The following is a 17004-nucleotide window of genomic DNA, read 5'->3' on the forward strand; positions in this document are numbered from 1 at the left end:
AGGGAAACCTCTGAGGATTTTTAAAATAATAATACATTGGGGGAGTGTCATGGAGAGTAATTACGTATTATCAATGAAAAATATTAGTAAAGAATACTTTGGGAATCCTGTACTTAAAGGAATAAATATAGACATTAAACAAGGGGAGATTCATGCACTGTTAGGTGAAAATGGGGCAGGAAAATCAACACTAATGAATATTTTATTTGGTATGCCTGTAATACATAGCACAGGGGGATTTCATGGTGAAGTTTTTCTTCAAGATAACATAATAGAAATAAAGTCACCTATGGAAGCAATGAATAATGGAATAGGCATGGTACATCAAGAATTTATGCTTATACCAGGGTTTACTGTTACAGAGAATATAAAGATAAATAGAGAAATTACAAAAGGAAACTTAGTGACCACAGTATTTAGAAATAGCAAAAGTCTTAAGAGTTTAGATTATAAAGCTATGAATCAGGATGCAAGAAGGGCGTTAGATACTATTGGTATTGGCATTGATGAATTAACCTATATTTCAGAGTTGCCAGTTGGATATATGCAGTTTGTGGAGATTGCAAGAGAAATAGATAAAAGTAATATGAAGGTATTAGTTTTTGATGAACCTACAGCTGTACTTACAGAAAGTGAAGCGGAAACTTTAATGGATGCTATGGTTGAAATTGCTAAGAAGGGCATTGCAATTATTTTTATTACCCATAGGTTAGATGAGGTAATGAAGGTTGCTGATAATATCACTGTTTTAAGAGACGGAGAATTAGTAAAAACTCTAAGTAAAACTTCAACAAATGTAATAGAGTTGGCTGAATTAATGGTAGGAAGAGAACTTCAGATAACTCAAAAAGAAAGTGAAGCTGAAAAGAAAGAAAGTAACAAGCCAATATTAAGACTAAAAGATTTTTATGTTGAAATGCCAGGAGAAAGAGTAAAAGGCATTAATCTTGAAGTTTATGAAGGTGAAATACTAGGTCTGGCAGGACTTGCAGGTCAAGGGAAGATAGGCATAGCTAATGGAATTATGGGATTATATGAAAGTCGTGGAGAAGTTTATATAGAAGATAAGCTTCTAAGATTAAATAATCCAAAGGAAGCTTTAAATAGTGGGTTAGGCTTCGTATCTGAAGACAGAAGGGGCGTAGGTCTATTATTGGATAGTTCTATAGAATTAAATATTGTTGTTACAGCAATGCAGATTAACAATAAGTTTCTAAAGAATTTTTTAGGGATAAAGTATTGGGATTCTAAAGGAATAAGAAAATGTGCTAACGATATGATTAAGCTTCTTGATATAAGGTGTACAGGAGCAACACAAGCAACTAAGAGCTTAAGTGGAGGAAATCAGCAGAAGGTTTGTATTGCTAGAGCATTAGTGCTAAGACCTAATATTTTAATGGTATCCGAACCAACAAGAGGGATAGATATAGGAGCTAAAAAATTAGTCCTTGATACCCTTGTAAAGCTGAATAAAGAGGCAGGTATGACAATAATTGTAACATCTAGTGAGCTTGCGGAGTTAAGGAGTGTATGTGACAGGATAGCCATGATTACTGAAGGTAAGGTAGCAGGAATTCTAAAACCAGAAGATAAGGATGCGAATTTTGGGCTTCTTATGGCTGGATTAGATATTCCAGTAGAGGAAGGAGAGTGTTTGTAATAATGAAGGAAAGAATAAAATTATTTATAAATAAAGTTGGATTACCGAGAATTATTATTGCACTATTCTTTTTAATTTTGTGCTTTATGGCGGTCCCTTTAAATTTATCTATACCAGGTCTTATCTCTGACGTTTTAGTTAGGTTTGGAATGAATGGAATATTAGTTTTAGCTATGGTGCCGGGGATTTTATGTGGTATTGGCTTGAATTTTGGATTGCCAGTTGGGATTTTAGCAGGTATATTAGGGGGACTTATAAGTATAGAGTTTAACTTATCAGGTGGCGTTGGATTTGCTGTTGGAACCTTAATTGGAATTCCAATTGCTATAGTATTTGGGTATCTATATGGAGCACTTTTAAACAGAGTAAAGGGTTCAGAGATGATGATAGCAACCTATGCAGGATTTTCAACTGTTTCATTAATGTGCATTGGGTGGCTGCTTCTGCCGTTTAAAAGTAATGAGATAAAGTGGCCAATAGGTACAGGCTTAAGAACAACTATAACACTAGAGCATAGATATGCTGGTATTTTAGATAATCTATGGAGTTTTAATATTGGGGGTGTAAAAATACCTTCAGGATTGCTTTTATTCTTCTTCATAGGATGTTTCCTAATGTGGCTCTTCACTAAAACTAAAACAGGAATAATGATGACTGCAGAGGGAGATAATCCTAAGTTTGCTAAGGCATCAGCTATTCAGGTAAATAAGATGAGAATGATAGGAACTATAATTTCTACTGCACTAGGTTCGATTGGGATAATGGTTTATTCTCAAAGCTATGGATTCTTTCAATTATATCAAGCACCTATGATGATGGGTCTTACAGCGGTTGCAGCAGTTCTTATAGGTGGGGCATCAGTTAACAAGGTTAAGATATCCCACGTTATAATTGGTACCTTCTTATATCAAGGGTTATTAACTGTTGGACTTCCTGTTATTAATAAAATAATTTCTGAAGGTAATATTTCAGAGGTTATTAGATTAATTGTAAGCAATGGTATCATAATCTATGCTTTGACAAAGGCAAGGGGAGGTGCTGGAAATGAAAAGTAAGTTTACTTTAGAAGATTTGAAAAAATATACAATTAATAATATGGTGACTATTGTATTTGTTGTTTTATGTATTGTAGGCTTTAGTGTATCAGGGTTGCCAATTGGGTTAGTTTTAAATGAGTTAGTTGCAAGAATAGGTAGAAATACATTTCTTGTATTAGCTTTAATTATTCCAGTAGTAGCAGGCATGGGGTTGAATTTTGGTATTGTAATTGGCGCAATGGCAGCACAAATAGTTATAATTGCAGTTACTCATTGGGGGATTACAGGCATTCCGGGATTTGTATTATGTGTTGTATTATCTACGCCACTATCAATTTTATTTGGGTATTTCACAGGCAAAATACTGAATAAAACTAAAGGTCAGGAAATGATTACAAGTATGATCTTGGGGTTCTTTGCCAATGGATTATATATGCTTTTATTCTTGTTTTTAGTTGGAACTGTAATACCTATGAAAAATCCTGTATTGATGATTAGTGGAGGTGTTGGAATTAAGAACACTGTAGATTTAAATGGTGGAATAAAATATGCTTTAGATAATATTATAAAGTTTCCTCTTTACTATGTAGTGTATTATTTGGCTATAATATGTCTAATAGCTGTAGTAGCTTTTGCTATATATAAATTTAAAACAATGAATAAGAAGATAGGATTTAAATTAGTATTTTATGCAGTAATAAGCATCATAGTTTTCTTTGGCTGCCAAATTAATTCTATAGCTTTAGTGCTTTATGAGGTAAAGGTGCCTATATTTACTTTAATAGTTATTGGGTTACTATGTCTATTTAATATATTGATATTTAAAACAAAACTTGGTCAAGATTTTAGGACAGTAGGTCAAAATGCAGTTGTGGCTAATGCATCGGGAATAAATGTTGATAGAACTAGAATAAAAGCTATCATTATCTCTACGGTGTTAGCTGGATGGGGTCAGTTAATATTCCTACAGAATATCGGAACCTTAAATACTTACGGAAGCCATGAGCAGGTGGGTATGTTTGCTATTGCCGCTATTCTAATTGGTGGCGCAACTGTGTCTAAAGCAACAAATAAACAGGCTATATTAGGAGTGATTCTTTTCCATATGTTATTTATAGTTTCACCTACAGCAGGTAAGAATTTATTTAATAATGCTCAGATTGGAGAATATTTTAGAGTGTTTGTATCATATGGGGTAATCTGTGTTTCATTAGTACTTTATGCCTGGAAGGAACACGTTAAAGCCAAGGAAGAACTAAGGGTGTAAAATAAAGCAGAAGCGAAATCGCTTCTGCTTTATTTTATAGATTTATATCGGAAAACTCCACTTTTATTTTATCACTATGGTTAGCAAGCTTTGCATTGACTTGGATAAGGGCATCTTCTGAAGCTTTATCAAAATCTTTTACTGGCAGAGTGATTATAAATTCTGAACCCATATTGAGTTCACTATTAAGAGTAATGGTACCATCAAGAAGTTCAGTTAAAGATTTTACTAATGAAAGACCAATACCACTGCCGGAAGTACTGGCGGAATTTGTGTTAGAGGCTTGGATAAATCTATTAAAAATAAGTGCTTGTTCCTCTTTTGAAATTCCAACACCAGTATCTTTTACTGATATATCAATAGTATCATTATTACAAGTTAAAGTTACATAGACACAGCCTCCACTAGGTGTAAACTTAATAGCATTTGAGAGTAGGTTTAGCGTTATTCTATCTAGTTTTTCCACATCAACGGGCATTAAAAATTCTTCATCATTGGTATCAAAAATTATAGTTATATTTTTAGCTTCTGCATATTCTACTACGGATAAGGTAATATCCTCTATGATATCAACTATATTTTGAACCTCAAATTCAGTATGATAAAAGCCAGATTCTAGTTTTGTAATATCTATTAAGTTATTTATGAGCTTTAATAGTCTAAAGCCATTTCGTCTAATATAAGATAACTTCGTTGCATCTTTATCATCTGTGAAGATAATTTTACCATTATCCTTATATATATCTAAAAGCTGTAGACTTGATAGCATTACATTTAATAATGTTCTTATTTCATGAGAAAAGTTGGTTATAAATTCGGTTTTTATCTTATCATTAACCATTGCTTCATTATATCGAGCCTTTGCCAGGTTAGCTTTTTTTTCATTTTCAGTTTTCTTAATAGCAAAAAACATCATTAGTATTATTACGATGAATAATACTATAAGAAGAAGGAGTACTACTGGTGCTGAAAATTTACGGTTAATCCAATTATCATTAACATAAATAGAGCTCTTAGGCAGAGTCTTTCTATCAACTCCATTATAAGAAACTTCTTTTAAATCAAATATAAACATATAATCTAAATCTAAAATTGGTGAAATGGAATGGAGTGGATCTCCATTTAAGATTCTGGTTGCAACTTCATAAGCCAGTTTACCATGATTTTCAGGAGAGAGTAAATATCCTCCTAGAGCCCCCTTTCCAATGTAGGCGTGATTGAGAGTATATAAAGGGCCAGAGTAAGACTTCTTTAAAATGGTTACAGTATCTTCAGGATTAATACTTGTATTCGAAGCATTATTAAAGTTACCAACTAAAATTGAAGGACAATCATTTCCTTTAGAACTTAAAGCAAAAGAAATATCTTCAATATTATTACTGCTAATATAGTTGAATTTGACTTGAGAACTATAATAAGGTGAAATATTATAAAATAACTTTTTAATTTGTTTAGATGATATTGTTTCATCTAAAACAATATTTATATTAGTTGTTTCCGGATATGTACTTAGAATACTATCAATTAAAAGTCTTAGATTGGGTGACTCTAATACACCAGTAAAAAAGTTGTATGGGTATCTATTAAGTTTTGAAAGCTCATTTACACCACAATAGGCTATGGGTGTATTATATAAAGCTTTATTATTATAATATTTTGCAACAAATTCTATGGATTCATCATCAAGGCATAAAATTAAATTAAATTTATTCTTAGCATATTTCATAAATAGAAGTTCAGCTTCTTTATCCATATATTCTTCATCATTATTAACGGATGATAGAATTTCAGTATATAGTTTTAGGGAATTATCAGAAGAGAATTGCTGTGAGAGGTATTTAAGAAGTTTTCCTTCCCAAAGCATATTATCTGCATTGGAGGTTAATATTAAAATTTCTTTATATTTAATATTAAAATCTAAAGTATCAGAGTTAACTGTAGAAGCAAGGGCATTATTATATGGAAAAAATAAAAAAATGATTACTAAAAATAGCGTACATTTTAATTTTTTATAGGATATATTAAGAAAAGTATAGGTATCCATAATGTCCTCCTTCATTATTATATTTTTGTGGTAAAACTTTACAGTACAAGTTTTTAGTCTAAAATTATTTACTTAGTGCCACATGATAATGAATTATACTATAAATTATCATCCAAATATCGACAATATAATTATATTATAGCAAGAATGAAAAGTATAGAATATTTATGGATTTGCAATTAATTTGTATATAGTTTTTATATCTTGAGAAGATACTAACTGATATAACAAAAACATTGGTGGTATAAATTATGAATTTATTAAAAAAAAGAATAGGTACAAATAAAAATTATGAGAATTTTAAAGATACAGTTTATAAAAAGATTAATTTTGGTGAAGGTCTAGAGGAAATCAATTCTGCTAATTTTAGTAATGGAAAATTTGAAAGTTGCAGTTTTAAGAATATGAATTTTGAGGGCTATGCTTTTAACGTTACCATTTTTGAGTTATGCAGTTTTGAGAATTGCAATTTTATAAATTGTACAGTTCAATTTGAAGGAAGTTTAAAATTTTACTCTTGTGATTTCCATAAGGTAAATGTTTTGAACTGCAATTTGAAAAAGCTTTATATTGGCAATACAAACTTAATAAAGGTTAGGTTTAATAATACACTTATGAATGGTAGCAGTTTCATTGGGAACAGGTATGAGGCTGTGACATTTGAAGAAAATTGTAGCCTTATGAATGCAGTAATAGATGATAATTATAAGAAGTTTGAAATTGATTTTATAAATGAAAAGTCCTTTACAAAATTAAATTATGGTACATATATTGGAAGATTTAATTATAAAAAATTCCGTGAGCTGGAAGACAATATAGAAGCAGAAAACGTGATAGGCTTAAGCATTAGCAATACATATATGGAATTAGGGGCTCAATTTCGAAGGAATGATGTAAGTGGTAAATATGGAGTATGCTTTTACGAAGGCAAAAGAGCCTTTCACAAAACATTAAGGGGGAAGAGAAGAATATTATCAAGTATTTATGATATTGTATGCGGTTATGGAGAGAAGCCTTCAAGGACCTTCATACTATCCTTAATATTAATAGTGTTTTTTGGAATATTATATATGATTACAGGGTTAAAAACCTTCAGTAATGAAGTAATAAGCATTAATGTTATTATAAATAACTTAGATAGCAGAGGGTTTATTAAGTTATTTGTTTATGCTGTATATTTCAGTACAGTAACCTTTGCAACGGTTGGATATGGAGATATTATGGTTGTTAATGCGGCAGGGATGGTCATTTCTATTTTGGAAATCATCATTGGAGTATTTATGGTAGGAGTTTGGACATCAACTTTAGTAAGAAAAATGACTAGATAAAAAGAAAAAAATGGAATATATTTAATGTAAGGGGGTGTTTCTTATGCAGAATAAGATAATGGAGAAAGCGAGGCTTTTGAATGAAAGAGGTGAGCTGACCAATAGAGGGTATGCTACAAGTCTTATATTAGATTATTCAAGAAAAGACATAAAAGCAGCAGGATATAGAATTAAGGAGTGGGACTATTATCTTATTACAAATGATGATTATGGGGTTGCTTTAACAATAGCTGATAACTCATATATGGCTCTTTTAAGTGTATCGTTTCTGGATTTTAAAAAGCCATATTTTAAAACTACTAGTGTGATGAAGTTTTTTACTTGTGGAAAGCTGGGATTACCAGCTACGTCTCAAAAAGGAGATGTGGAATATAAGGATAATCGAATTCAAATCAGCTTTAAGAATGATGGCAAGGAACGAAGATTAGATTGTAATATGAAGAAATTTGATAAGGATAAGGATTTTTTCTGTAGTTTCATATTAAGTAATGAACCAAGGGATTCTATGGTTATAGCTACACCTTTTAAGGAGGATAAAAAAGCATTTTATTATAATCAGAAAATAAACTGCATGGAAGCAAAGGGAAAGGCTGTTTATGGAGATAGGGAAATTTTATTTGATAACTCTTCATCCATGGGAGTTTTAGATTGGGGAAGAGGAGTATGGACATATAAAAATACGTGGTATTGGGGTTCAGCTTCAGGTAAGGTTGATGGAATACCTTTTGGATTTAATATAGGTTACGGCTTTGGTGACACTTCTGACGCCACAGAGAACATGGTATTTTATGATGGGGTTGCACATAAGTTAGACGAAGTTATATTTAACATTCCAAAATCAGGTGGTGAATTTGAGTATGAAAAGCCTTGGACATTTACCTCTAATGATAATAGGTTTACGATGAATTTTATTCCAATCATTGATAGAAAGGACAGCACTTCTGTTGGGATTATTGCAAGTGATCAGCATCAGGTGTTTGGAAAATTCACAGGAACTGTAGTATTAGATGATGGAAGAAAAATTGAGATTAAGGATTTCTTAGGATTTGCTGAAAGAGTAATGAATAAGTGGTGATAAAATAGACACCACTGCATTTTAAAAAGTGCAGTGGTGTTTTTCTTTTAGATAAAACCTTCAATAGTTTTAGCTCTATCATATGATTTTTTGACGATATCCTTAGGATAGCCAATATAATCTAAAAGCTTAATGGCATTTCTGGTTTGGGATACACCCTTTTTTAGTTTGTAATCAAAGGATAATCCTTCTTTATTATCAACAGCTTCACTAAAGAAGTAAAAATCATAATTTTCTTTTAGGATATCAGCAAGTTCTCTGTCGTGGGTAGCAACTATTGAAATTGCCCCATTTGCGTTAATATATCTTAGAATTTCAGCTGAGGCTGCAATTCTTTCAACGGGATTTGTTCCTCTGAAAATTTCATCGATGGCAGAGAAAACTGGAATAGGCTTTTCAGTTGCTTTAATTATACGAAGAATTGATTCAGCCTCTGAAAGATAGTAGCTTTTTCCTTGCTCTACATCATCCTTTGGACTTATAGAGGTAACCACATTAAAGAAACAGCATTCATAGCTTTTAGCAAGAACAAAATTAAAAGTTTGGGCAAATACAATATTAAGTCCTAACATTCTTAGGAAGGTTGATTTACCAGACATATTTGTTCCAGTAAGGATAATGCCATGCTTATCTATAGTTATTGCGTTTGCAACAGGATTTTCAACTAGAGGATGGATACCTTCTTTTATATTTAAGGTTATGTTCTTTGAGAATTTTGGCTTACAGCAAGAGTTTTTTACTAAGGATTTATAACTTGAAATTGAAATAAAGGCTTCAATTTCTCCAACTAAATAGTATAGATCTAGAAGCAGATCTTTTTTATCTTTAAGTTCACTGCTTAATTTGTAATAGGCGGCTTCCTCTAAAAGTAAAGGAACTGATATTAATTCAAAAATACCACTGAAATTATAGCTTAAACCAAAAATTCGTGTGCTTTTATCAATTACTTTTATGTTATCTAGGATATTTTTTATTGAATCCTGATACTCCTTTAATTCATTCACCTTGAAGTGTTGAAGTTTTTTAGCAACTACAATAAGTTTTCTAAGATAAAGAAGTCCTCTGTCCTTAACATTTTTTCCTTCGAACATATTGATAGAACCATTTATCCAAACCATTATAAAGAAGGATAAGATAAAGGCTGGCTGTCTATATATTAGGGTTAAGATTATTGTAAGAGGTAAAACTAATTTACCAAGAAAGGTATATAAATAATATTTTAATTTATTAACTTTTAAATAATCCTGAAGCATATCAATGAAGGAGTTCTTATTATCAAAGCCCATGTTGAAGTAAAGCACCTGAAGTTCAGCTCTGAGATCTTCGTTTTTGCAGAAGAAATCAATTAGCTTTTCACGGCCGTTTAACTCATTTTCATCTATAATTAAATTTCGAATTAAAGTGTAAAGAGCAGCCTCTCCTGCTGTAGTATAGGTTTTATCAATCTTTTTATATACACTAGGAAGATCGAGGTCCGAAAAACTTTGGTCATCAAGGGTGTATTCAGACTTAGGTCTTAAATCATAAATTCGTCTTATATTTTTAAAATTAATTTCTCTAGTTTTTTCACGACGATAATCATCTTTTATTATTTGTATTTTTCCTGCATCAAATAAAGAAAAACTCATTTTATTACTCCTTTTAAATAACATCTTAAATATGATAATACCATAAAGTGGAGAGAAGTTATACTGTTTATGTAGAGGTCAATAAATTCAATAGGAGTATATAAAGAATTATGCTATAATATTGTTTAACGGATTAAAAGATTTATTAAGAAAAAATATATATTAATTTTGTGGATGGAGGTGAATAAAATGAAGCAATTAGAAGGTTTAAAGAAGTTTGAGAGAGACTCAAAACATAGATACTTTATAGTTACAGGTAAAGTTGATATGGGAAAAACTACATCAGCTTTAACTAGAGCTGTATTTTTGCAAGATAATTTTTGTATAAGAGATGATGAAAATATACTTGTGGTATCAAAAGAAGACTTAAGTGAAGTGCTGGCAACGGTTCAAGAGGATAGTGGAAGGGTGAATACTTTATTCTCTTTTATAAATTCAAATTCAATTGAGGTTTTATCAAAGAAAAAGCTTATGGATAACTGTTTTAATGAGCTTCAGAGTTTATTAAAGTCAGGATATAGACTTTGTGATAATGAAGTAGCAAAAGGATTACTGTTAGAAGGTATAAATCATTTAAGAGGTACAGTAAAAAAGCTAGATAAGATTATTATTACTAATAATATAGACTTTTTATTTGATGAAATTATGTACATTAAAGAAATGGAACTTAATTCACTAAGAGAGTATCAAGAGTTTAACAGAAAAAAGCGAGGCAGAACTATACGAAAGAACTCAAGAGCTAGAGAACATATTTATGCTCTATATGAGTGGTATTGCAATTGTATAGCTGAAAGTAATTTAATAGATGAAATAGATCAGTTTAAATTAATATATGATAACTGTGAATATATACAGAAAAATCGTTATACACACATTATTATTGATAATGTGGAGGAGCTGACAGTTAAAGAGGTTGGATTTATTAGAACCCTGCTTAAAAATGTTGATTACAGCAACTTTGTCTTGGTAAGGAATTCTCACGTTGAGTTAGAAAAACCATGGGTAGAACATTTTACTAAGAATAAAAGCACAGCGGACTTTGATAAAGAAAAGTACAAGGTTATCAACTGCAATGTTTTAAATAGAAGAAATAAAAAACTTCAGATTGAAGAAATCAAAGTTATAGATATTGAAACTAATAATGTAGAGGAAGATACAAGGGGAAAAGAGCTTATGACTGAAGAAAAGAAGGACAATAAGTTTATTGAGCTTTATAAGTATATAGATTTCAAACATAATGTATCTCATGATTTTGCTATTGATACAAGCAGCTATGAGGAAGTTATATTAAACCCAGATACAACTAGTGAGATTATCGGAGCAAAAGAAATAAATAAGGTGCCGGTATTTAATGAGATTGCTGCGGGACAACCTATTTTAATTAATGATGAGATTGAGGGAGAATTTAATATACCTATTTATTGGTTAAAGGGAGTAGCTCAGCCATTTATCTTAAAGATAAAGGGTGATAGTATGATAAATGTTAATATCGAAGATGGAGACTATGTTGTTATTAACAAGCAGACAATGGCAAATCATAATGAAATTGTAGCTGTAAGCATTGATGGTGAGGCGACATTAAAAAGGTTATGGGTAAAAGGCAAGAAGGCTGTGCTTATGCCAGAGAATGATAAATACTCACCAATAGAGATAACAGAAGATAATGCATACATCATAGGTAAGGCAGTAGGCTTAATAAAGGCAGTTAACTAAAGCTAATTTATATTTAAGATTATAATTTAAAATTCAATATAAATTTATTGAAGGTAATTATATAGTAAACTCATTCTAATAGGATTTGAGTTAGCACAAAGAAATATTTTGACGCACATTTAAGGGGGATTAGTTAATATGTTAAATAGGGTGAAATTAAATTTAGAAACTGTGGAAGCGATGCTTTATTATTGGCAGGCTGCTGCTGAGAAGGATAATGTATCCGAAAAGTTTTTCTACGATGTAGCAGAAATGCCAGGATTAAAGGTTGCCTATGATGAAGAATTTAATGAGGAATCAGTAAGAAGAGCCCTAAGTGCCATTAAAAACAGAGAGCGTTTTGATGGAACTAAGAAGGAGAAAAAGTTCTGGAATAACAACATGTGGATGATGGAAGACTTAGAGTTTACGCATGCCATGGCTGCTCCATTAAAGACTTTAAACTTAGACAGCATAGTTGAAGAGCTTCAAGGTGTAGAAAACAAAAATAATATTGAAGAGATTGAAGTAATATTCTCACCATTGCATTCTGATGAGTACATCATTTTTGAGAATAAGATTGTTATAAACTTCTTCAGAATTAAAGTGGACCTTAATGGATTAGAGGATGAGGCTACAATTAATGGTGTAGGTTTAAAAGAGTATATCAAAGAAAAATCAATAGAATTATTGCAAGGTTAGAGAAGAAATAACAGTATATTTTGAGGATATACTGTTATTTTTTATAATTTAATGCTTGTCTTCTACTTTTAATAAAAGTATAGGTGTAGTATTATAAATAATAGAGATAATATTAAGTTATCTAAAAACTATGTTGTGTGGTGTTATAAAGAATGGACAGAAATCAATTGAGTATAGGATTCTTCGATTCTGGCATTGGTGGGATCAGCGTCTTAAGGGAAGCCGTAGCTTTGATGCCAAACGAAAACTATATATACATAGGGGATTCTATGAATGCACCTTATGGAACTAAAACTCCAGAGGAAGTTAGAAACTTATCATTTAATGTTATAGATAAGCTTATATCATTAGGGGTAAAAGCTGTAGTTGTGGCATGCAATACAGCGACTAGTGCTGCCATTGATGATTTAAGAGAAAAATATGAAGAACAATTACCTATAATAGGAATTGAGCCGGCACTAAAGCCTGCCGTTGAAAATTACGGAGAAGGTGTTGTAGTAATAATGGCTACTCCAATGACCTTATCAGAGAATAAGTTCAGTAAGTTAAGAGAAAGATATAGTGAGACTGCGGAGATAATTCCAATGCCATGTGATGGTTTAGTTGAAATTATTGAAAGTGGTGTAACAAGCGGACCGTTAGTAGAAGATTACTTGCATAATAAGTTCAAAGAGCTTGATAAAAGCAGAGTATCTGCTGTTGTTCTTGGATGCACTCATTATCCATTTATAAAGGATTCTTTAGTTAAGGTAATTAATGAGGATGTGGCTGTCATTGATGGAAGTCTTGGAACAGTAAGGCAGCTTAAGAGAATGTTGGAGCAAAGAGATTTACTAAATAAAAGTGATGAAAAAGGAAAAGTTACAATTTTAAACTCAAAAGAAGAGCGATTGATAAAATTATCCTATGACCTTTTACAAGGTGAGACGGATATACATAAATAAAATAATGATAGAAAAGAGGAAGATATATGAATCCAATAGTTACATTTAAAATGGCAGATGGAAAAGTTATGAAGGCAGAGTTATACCCAGAAATAGCTCCAAATACAGTAAAAAACTTTATAAGTTTAGTTAATAAAGGATATTACAATGGACTAATATTTCACAGAGTAATTCCAGGTTTCATGATTCAAGGTGGATGCCCAAATGGAACAGGAATGGGCGGACCTGGATATTCAATTAAAGGAGAATTTGGAGTTAATGGTTTTAACAATCCTTTAAAGCATACAACTGGAGTTTTATCAATGGCTAGAGCTTATGATCCAAATTCAGCAGGATCTCAATTCTTTATAATGGTTGAAGACTCACCGCACCTAGACAGACAATATGCTGCCTTTGGTAAATTAATCGAAGGTGAAGATGTTGCCAAGGCAATAGTTAGTGTTAAAACTGACAGATCTGACAGACCATATGAAGATCAAGTAATGGAATCAGTTACAGTTGATACTTTTGGCGTTAATTACGACGAGCCAGAGAAATTATAGTTAGGTGATTGGTATGATGAAGGGGATTTTTAAGGAAAGATTAATTTTAGCCTATGGACTTAATAAAGAGGAGCTAGATAAACTTAACTTAAAATTCAGCACGATCTGTAAAGAACCTGTGCTGGTAATAACTTCAGATATGGGCAACTGCACATTAGAGCAGATATTAAAGGGGCAGGAGCTTAAGGTAAGTCTAAAAGTACTTCCAGATGAAAAAGTAGTGATATTTAACGGATTTCAAGGGGTATATCTCCAAAATGGAGTTAAAAATGTAAGAGAGGTATTAGGTTCAGAGCCTATACTTGCTTCAACAACACCGAATTCCGTGAAGATGTCATTATATGAACTTATTGACCATTTAGTGCAAGAGAGAACATTATATAAGAAATAAATAAATTAAAAGGAACTCCTTCGAATTAATATGAGAAGGGGTTTACTTTTAATTAAGTGTATGGGGAGGATATTTTTTCATGAGTTCAGTTGGTGAAAGAATCAAAGCAGCAAGAAATAATAAAGGAATGACTCAGAAGCAGCTTGCTAAAAAGCTTGGAGTTTCTGAAGGTTATATAAATGAAGTTGAGACAGGAAGAAAAGTTGTTGAAGAGAAGTTTATCGAAAGAGCTGGAAAGGTTTTAGGTGGAGATTTATCAGAGATGACAACTTTATTTGATAACATAGCATATGAGGAAAGAAAGGCAGCAGAAAATGCTCCAACAGGATATGCTAAGGTTAAGGCTAATAAAGTTAAGGAAACCATCAACGATGTATGGAATGATGCTTTTGGTTCAGTTTTAAAATCAGTAAGCGTATATAATTACGATTTAAATAAACCAATAGGCAAGAAGGAGCTTCCTGTTATATCTAATAAAATCGAAGGTTATGCACAGGATAAGGTTTTATATATTAAAATTGAAAATGATGATTTATTAGGCTTTAGAATCTGCCAGGGAGATTTAGCTTTTGCAAATTTAACATCTGAAATAGAAAATAACAAAATATATTTAATAGATGTAAATGGCGAGCGTGTTTTAAGACAGCTTAAAAAATTAGATAGCAACAAGGTTCTAATGATAAGCAATAAAAATATGGTGCGTACTGAAACGGCTCATCCAAAGGAGATTAAGGTAATCGCCAAGCTTAACAGACTTGAGGTAGAACTTTAAGTTAGCATCCAAATCTTTGATTTGGCTAATGTGAACCTACTCTTTTGAATGAATATGAAAAAGAGTTTCCTAAAAAAAGACTATGAAAGGTTAAAAACAAATCTTTCATAGTCTTTTTTTATTAAGTTAAGTCTTTTCACCTTTAATCATATATATAAGTATAGGATATTTGGAGGTGTTTATTTGGATACTACGAGCGGAACTTTAAATCTATTGATGAATGTACCCAAAGAGTTAAAAGATAAAATTATAGGAGCATATGATTTAGAAGATCCAACTGCAAATAAGGTTGAGGTTGTGGTTTTATATGGGGCAAGTCCAGCACTATTAAAGACCCAAGTTGAGGCCTTAGGTGGAGTATTTGAGGATTTAGGATATGGATATGGAATTATTACTATTGCAGGAAATAGAATTACGGAGCTGTTTGATATAAAGGAGATAAATTATATTGAGCTTCCAAAGAATTTATATTTGGCTTACGAACCAAGTAACAGAGCCTCCTGTGTAATAGAAGCAAATTCAAAATATAACTTGTATGGAGAAGGGGTTCTTATAGGATTTATAGATTCTGGCATAGATTACTTAAATCCAGCTTTCAGAACAGAAAACGGAGATACGAGAATTGAGTATATATATGACCTAAGCAGTGGTGGAGCTATATACAATAAATCAAAAATAAATGAAGCTATAAAGAGTGACAGACCTAATACTATAGTTCCACATATAGATGCAGTAGGACATGGAACTCATGTTGCTGGAATTGCTTGTGCTGGTGGAAATATTCCTAAGAGGTATTATGGAGTTGCACCAAAGAGCTCAATTGCTATGGTGAAGATGGCGAGAGAATCTAAACAAGAGAATGGTAAGAGTACACAATTGATGAGAGGAATAAAGTTTTTAACGGATAAATCTTACGAATTAAATAAACCCTTAGTAATTAATATAAGTTTTAGTACCAATGATGGGGCTCATGATGGGCAGAGTTTGTTAGAGCAATATATTTCTGTGGTGGCGAAAAGTCAGAGAGTCACCATTGCCATAGCAGCAGGAAATGAAGGTGGAAGAGCCCATCACGCAGGTGGTGCATTAAAAGGAACACAAAGAATACAGTTTAATGTTGGTGCTGAGGAAAGGGTAATAATTATTGAGTTATATAAAAACTTCTTAAATGATGTTACCTTAAAACTTACTTCACCTACAGGTAATACTACAAATCCTCTAAGACTTGTTACATCAGTAAATACAGGAGTTTTATTGAGAGATTCGTACTTTATATATAATACAGGTCCAACACCTTTTAATATAAATGGAGAAGTAATGATTATAATTTCAGGGGTTGGAAATAGATTTATAACTAATGGCGTTTGGACAATAGAGATAAATACTATTACTAATTATAAAGGCAATTACGATTTGTGGCTGCCTATAGCTGAAGGGTTAAATGCGGATACAAGGTTTTTAAATCCAGATGAAAATAATACTCTGGGTATACCTGGTACGGTTGCAAATGTTGTTACTGTTGGAAGCTATAATTATGCTAATTACACAATATCGACATTCTCAGGAAGAGGTAATGCACTATTAATGCCGGTAAAGCCTGATATAGTTGCGCCAGGTGAGAATATTGAATCAACAACGCCTAATGGAGGCTTTGAGCCCATGTCGGGAACATCTATGGCAACTCCGGCGGTTGCAGGTGCTTGTGCCTTATTAATGGAATTTGGGATTATTAAAGGAAATGATCCTTATTTATATGGAGAACGATTAAAGTATTTCTTATTGAAGGGAGCTAATAGAACAAGGGTGGATATTGAATATCCTGATAATGTCTGGGGGTATGGAACTCTTTGTGTAGAAAAAGCTTTAGAGACATGGGAAAACGAAGTTATCTCAACCTAGAGGAATAAAGGAAAAGGGGGAAG

The 17004-nt window shown here is 32.0% G+C and carries 14 protein-coding genes; 12 read left to right on the plus strand and 2 right to left on the minus strand.

The window, feature by feature from the left end; translation table 11 throughout:
- The first annotated feature begins 49 nt into the window (after positions 1–49).
- The 3 genes from BN1075_RS01240 to BN1075_RS01250 are packed head-to-tail and all read left to right on the plus strand — an operon-like array spanning position 50 to position 3964.
- Complete coding sequence (locus tag BN1075_RS01240) at positions 50–1660, plus strand: sugar ABC transporter ATP-binding protein (RefSeq protein ID WP_040191202.1); 1611 nt, start codon at positions 50–52, stop codon at positions 1658–1660.
- A gap of 2 nt (positions 1661–1662) precedes the next feature.
- Positions 1663–2715, plus strand: coding sequence for an ABC transporter permease subunit (locus BN1075_RS01245; RefSeq protein WP_040191203.1), 1053 nt, complete (start codon positions 1663–1665; stop codon positions 2713–2715).
- Positions 2705–3964 carry an ABC transporter permease subunit gene (locus tag BN1075_RS01250; protein ID WP_040191204.1) on the plus strand — a complete coding sequence of 420 codons (1260 nt, stop codon included), beginning with the start codon at positions 2705–2707 and terminating at the stop codon, positions 3962–3964. The genes BN1075_RS01245 and BN1075_RS01250 overlap by 11 nt, the downstream gene beginning before the upstream one ends.
- A 34-nt stretch (positions 3965–3998) precedes the next feature.
- Here BN1075_RS01250 and BN1075_RS20490 read toward each other — a convergent pair whose 3' ends face one another.
- Entirely contained in the window at positions 3999–6008 is a 2010-nt protein-coding gene (locus BN1075_RS20490; protein ID WP_052406324.1) for a sensor histidine kinase, read from the minus strand.
- Between the two features lie 251 nt (positions 6009–6259).
- On the opposite strand from BN1075_RS20490, the gene BN1075_RS01260 reads away from it, so the two are divergent.
- The gene (locus BN1075_RS01260) at positions 6260–7336 is read left to right on the plus strand and encodes an ion channel (RefSeq protein WP_040191205.1); all 1077 of its coding nucleotides are present in this window, start codon (positions 6260–6262) and stop codon (positions 7334–7336) included.
- Positions 7337–7379: 43 nt separating this feature from the next.
- Positions 7380–8411, plus strand: a complete 1032-nt coding sequence (locus BN1075_RS01265) for a DUF2804 domain-containing protein (protein ID WP_040191206.1) — start codon at positions 7380–7382, stop codon at positions 8409–8411.
- Positions 8412–8458: 47 nt separating this feature from the next.
- Here the strand turns inward: BN1075_RS01265 and BN1075_RS01270 are convergent, their stop codons facing one another.
- Positions 8459–10039: a MutS-related protein gene (locus BN1075_RS01270; RefSeq protein ID WP_040191207.1), complete on the minus strand. Its 1581-nt coding sequence runs from the start codon at positions 10037–10039 to the stop codon at positions 8459–8461.
- A 189-nt stretch (positions 10040–10228) separates the two neighbouring features.
- Here BN1075_RS01270 and BN1075_RS01275 point away from each other — a divergent pair, with 189 nt between their 5' ends.
- The 7 genes from BN1075_RS01275 to BN1075_RS22415 all read left to right on the plus strand — a co-directional run bounded on the left by BN1075_RS01275 (position 10229) and on the right by BN1075_RS22415 (position 16981).
- Positions 10229–11752: a LexA family protein gene (locus BN1075_RS01275; RefSeq protein WP_040191208.1), complete on the plus strand. Its 1524-nt coding sequence runs from the start codon at positions 10229–10231 to the stop codon at positions 11750–11752.
- A gap of 138 nt (positions 11753–11890) precedes the next feature.
- Entirely contained in the window at positions 11891–12433 is a 543-nt protein-coding gene (locus BN1075_RS01280; RefSeq protein WP_040191209.1) for a TDE2712 family protein, read from the plus strand.
- Positions 12434–12585: 152 nt separating this feature from the next.
- Positions 12586–13377 (plus strand): glutamate racemase, encoded by a 792-nt coding sequence (gene murI, locus BN1075_RS01285; RefSeq protein ID WP_040191210.1) that lies wholly within the window; start codon positions 12586–12588, stop codon positions 13375–13377.
- 26 nt (positions 13378–13403) lie between these two features.
- Positions 13404–13919 carry a peptidylprolyl isomerase gene (locus BN1075_RS01290; RefSeq protein ID WP_040191211.1) on the plus strand — a complete coding sequence of 172 codons (516 nt, stop codon included), beginning with the start codon at positions 13404–13406 and terminating at the stop codon, positions 13917–13919.
- A gap of 13 nt (positions 13920–13932) precedes the next feature.
- Positions 13933–14310, plus strand: coding sequence for a DUF3783 domain-containing protein (locus BN1075_RS20495; protein ID WP_081911452.1), 378 nt, complete (start codon positions 13933–13935; stop codon positions 14308–14310).
- Between the two features lie 79 nt (positions 14311–14389).
- Positions 14390–15082 (plus strand): helix-turn-helix domain-containing protein, encoded by a 693-nt coding sequence (locus tag BN1075_RS01300; RefSeq protein ID WP_040191212.1) that lies wholly within the window; start codon positions 14390–14392, stop codon positions 15080–15082.
- A 183-nt stretch (positions 15083–15265) separates the two neighbouring features.
- Complete coding sequence (locus BN1075_RS22415) at positions 15266–16981, plus strand: S8 family peptidase (RefSeq protein ID WP_042386814.1); 1716 nt, start codon at positions 15266–15268, stop codon at positions 16979–16981.
- Positions 16982–17004: the final 23 nt, after the last annotated feature.

It is taken from the genome of Clostridium culturomicium, from assembly GCF_000821305.1.
GTDB classification, from domain to species: Bacteria; Bacillota; Clostridia; order Clostridiales; family Clostridiaceae; genus Clostridium_J; species Clostridium_J culturomicium.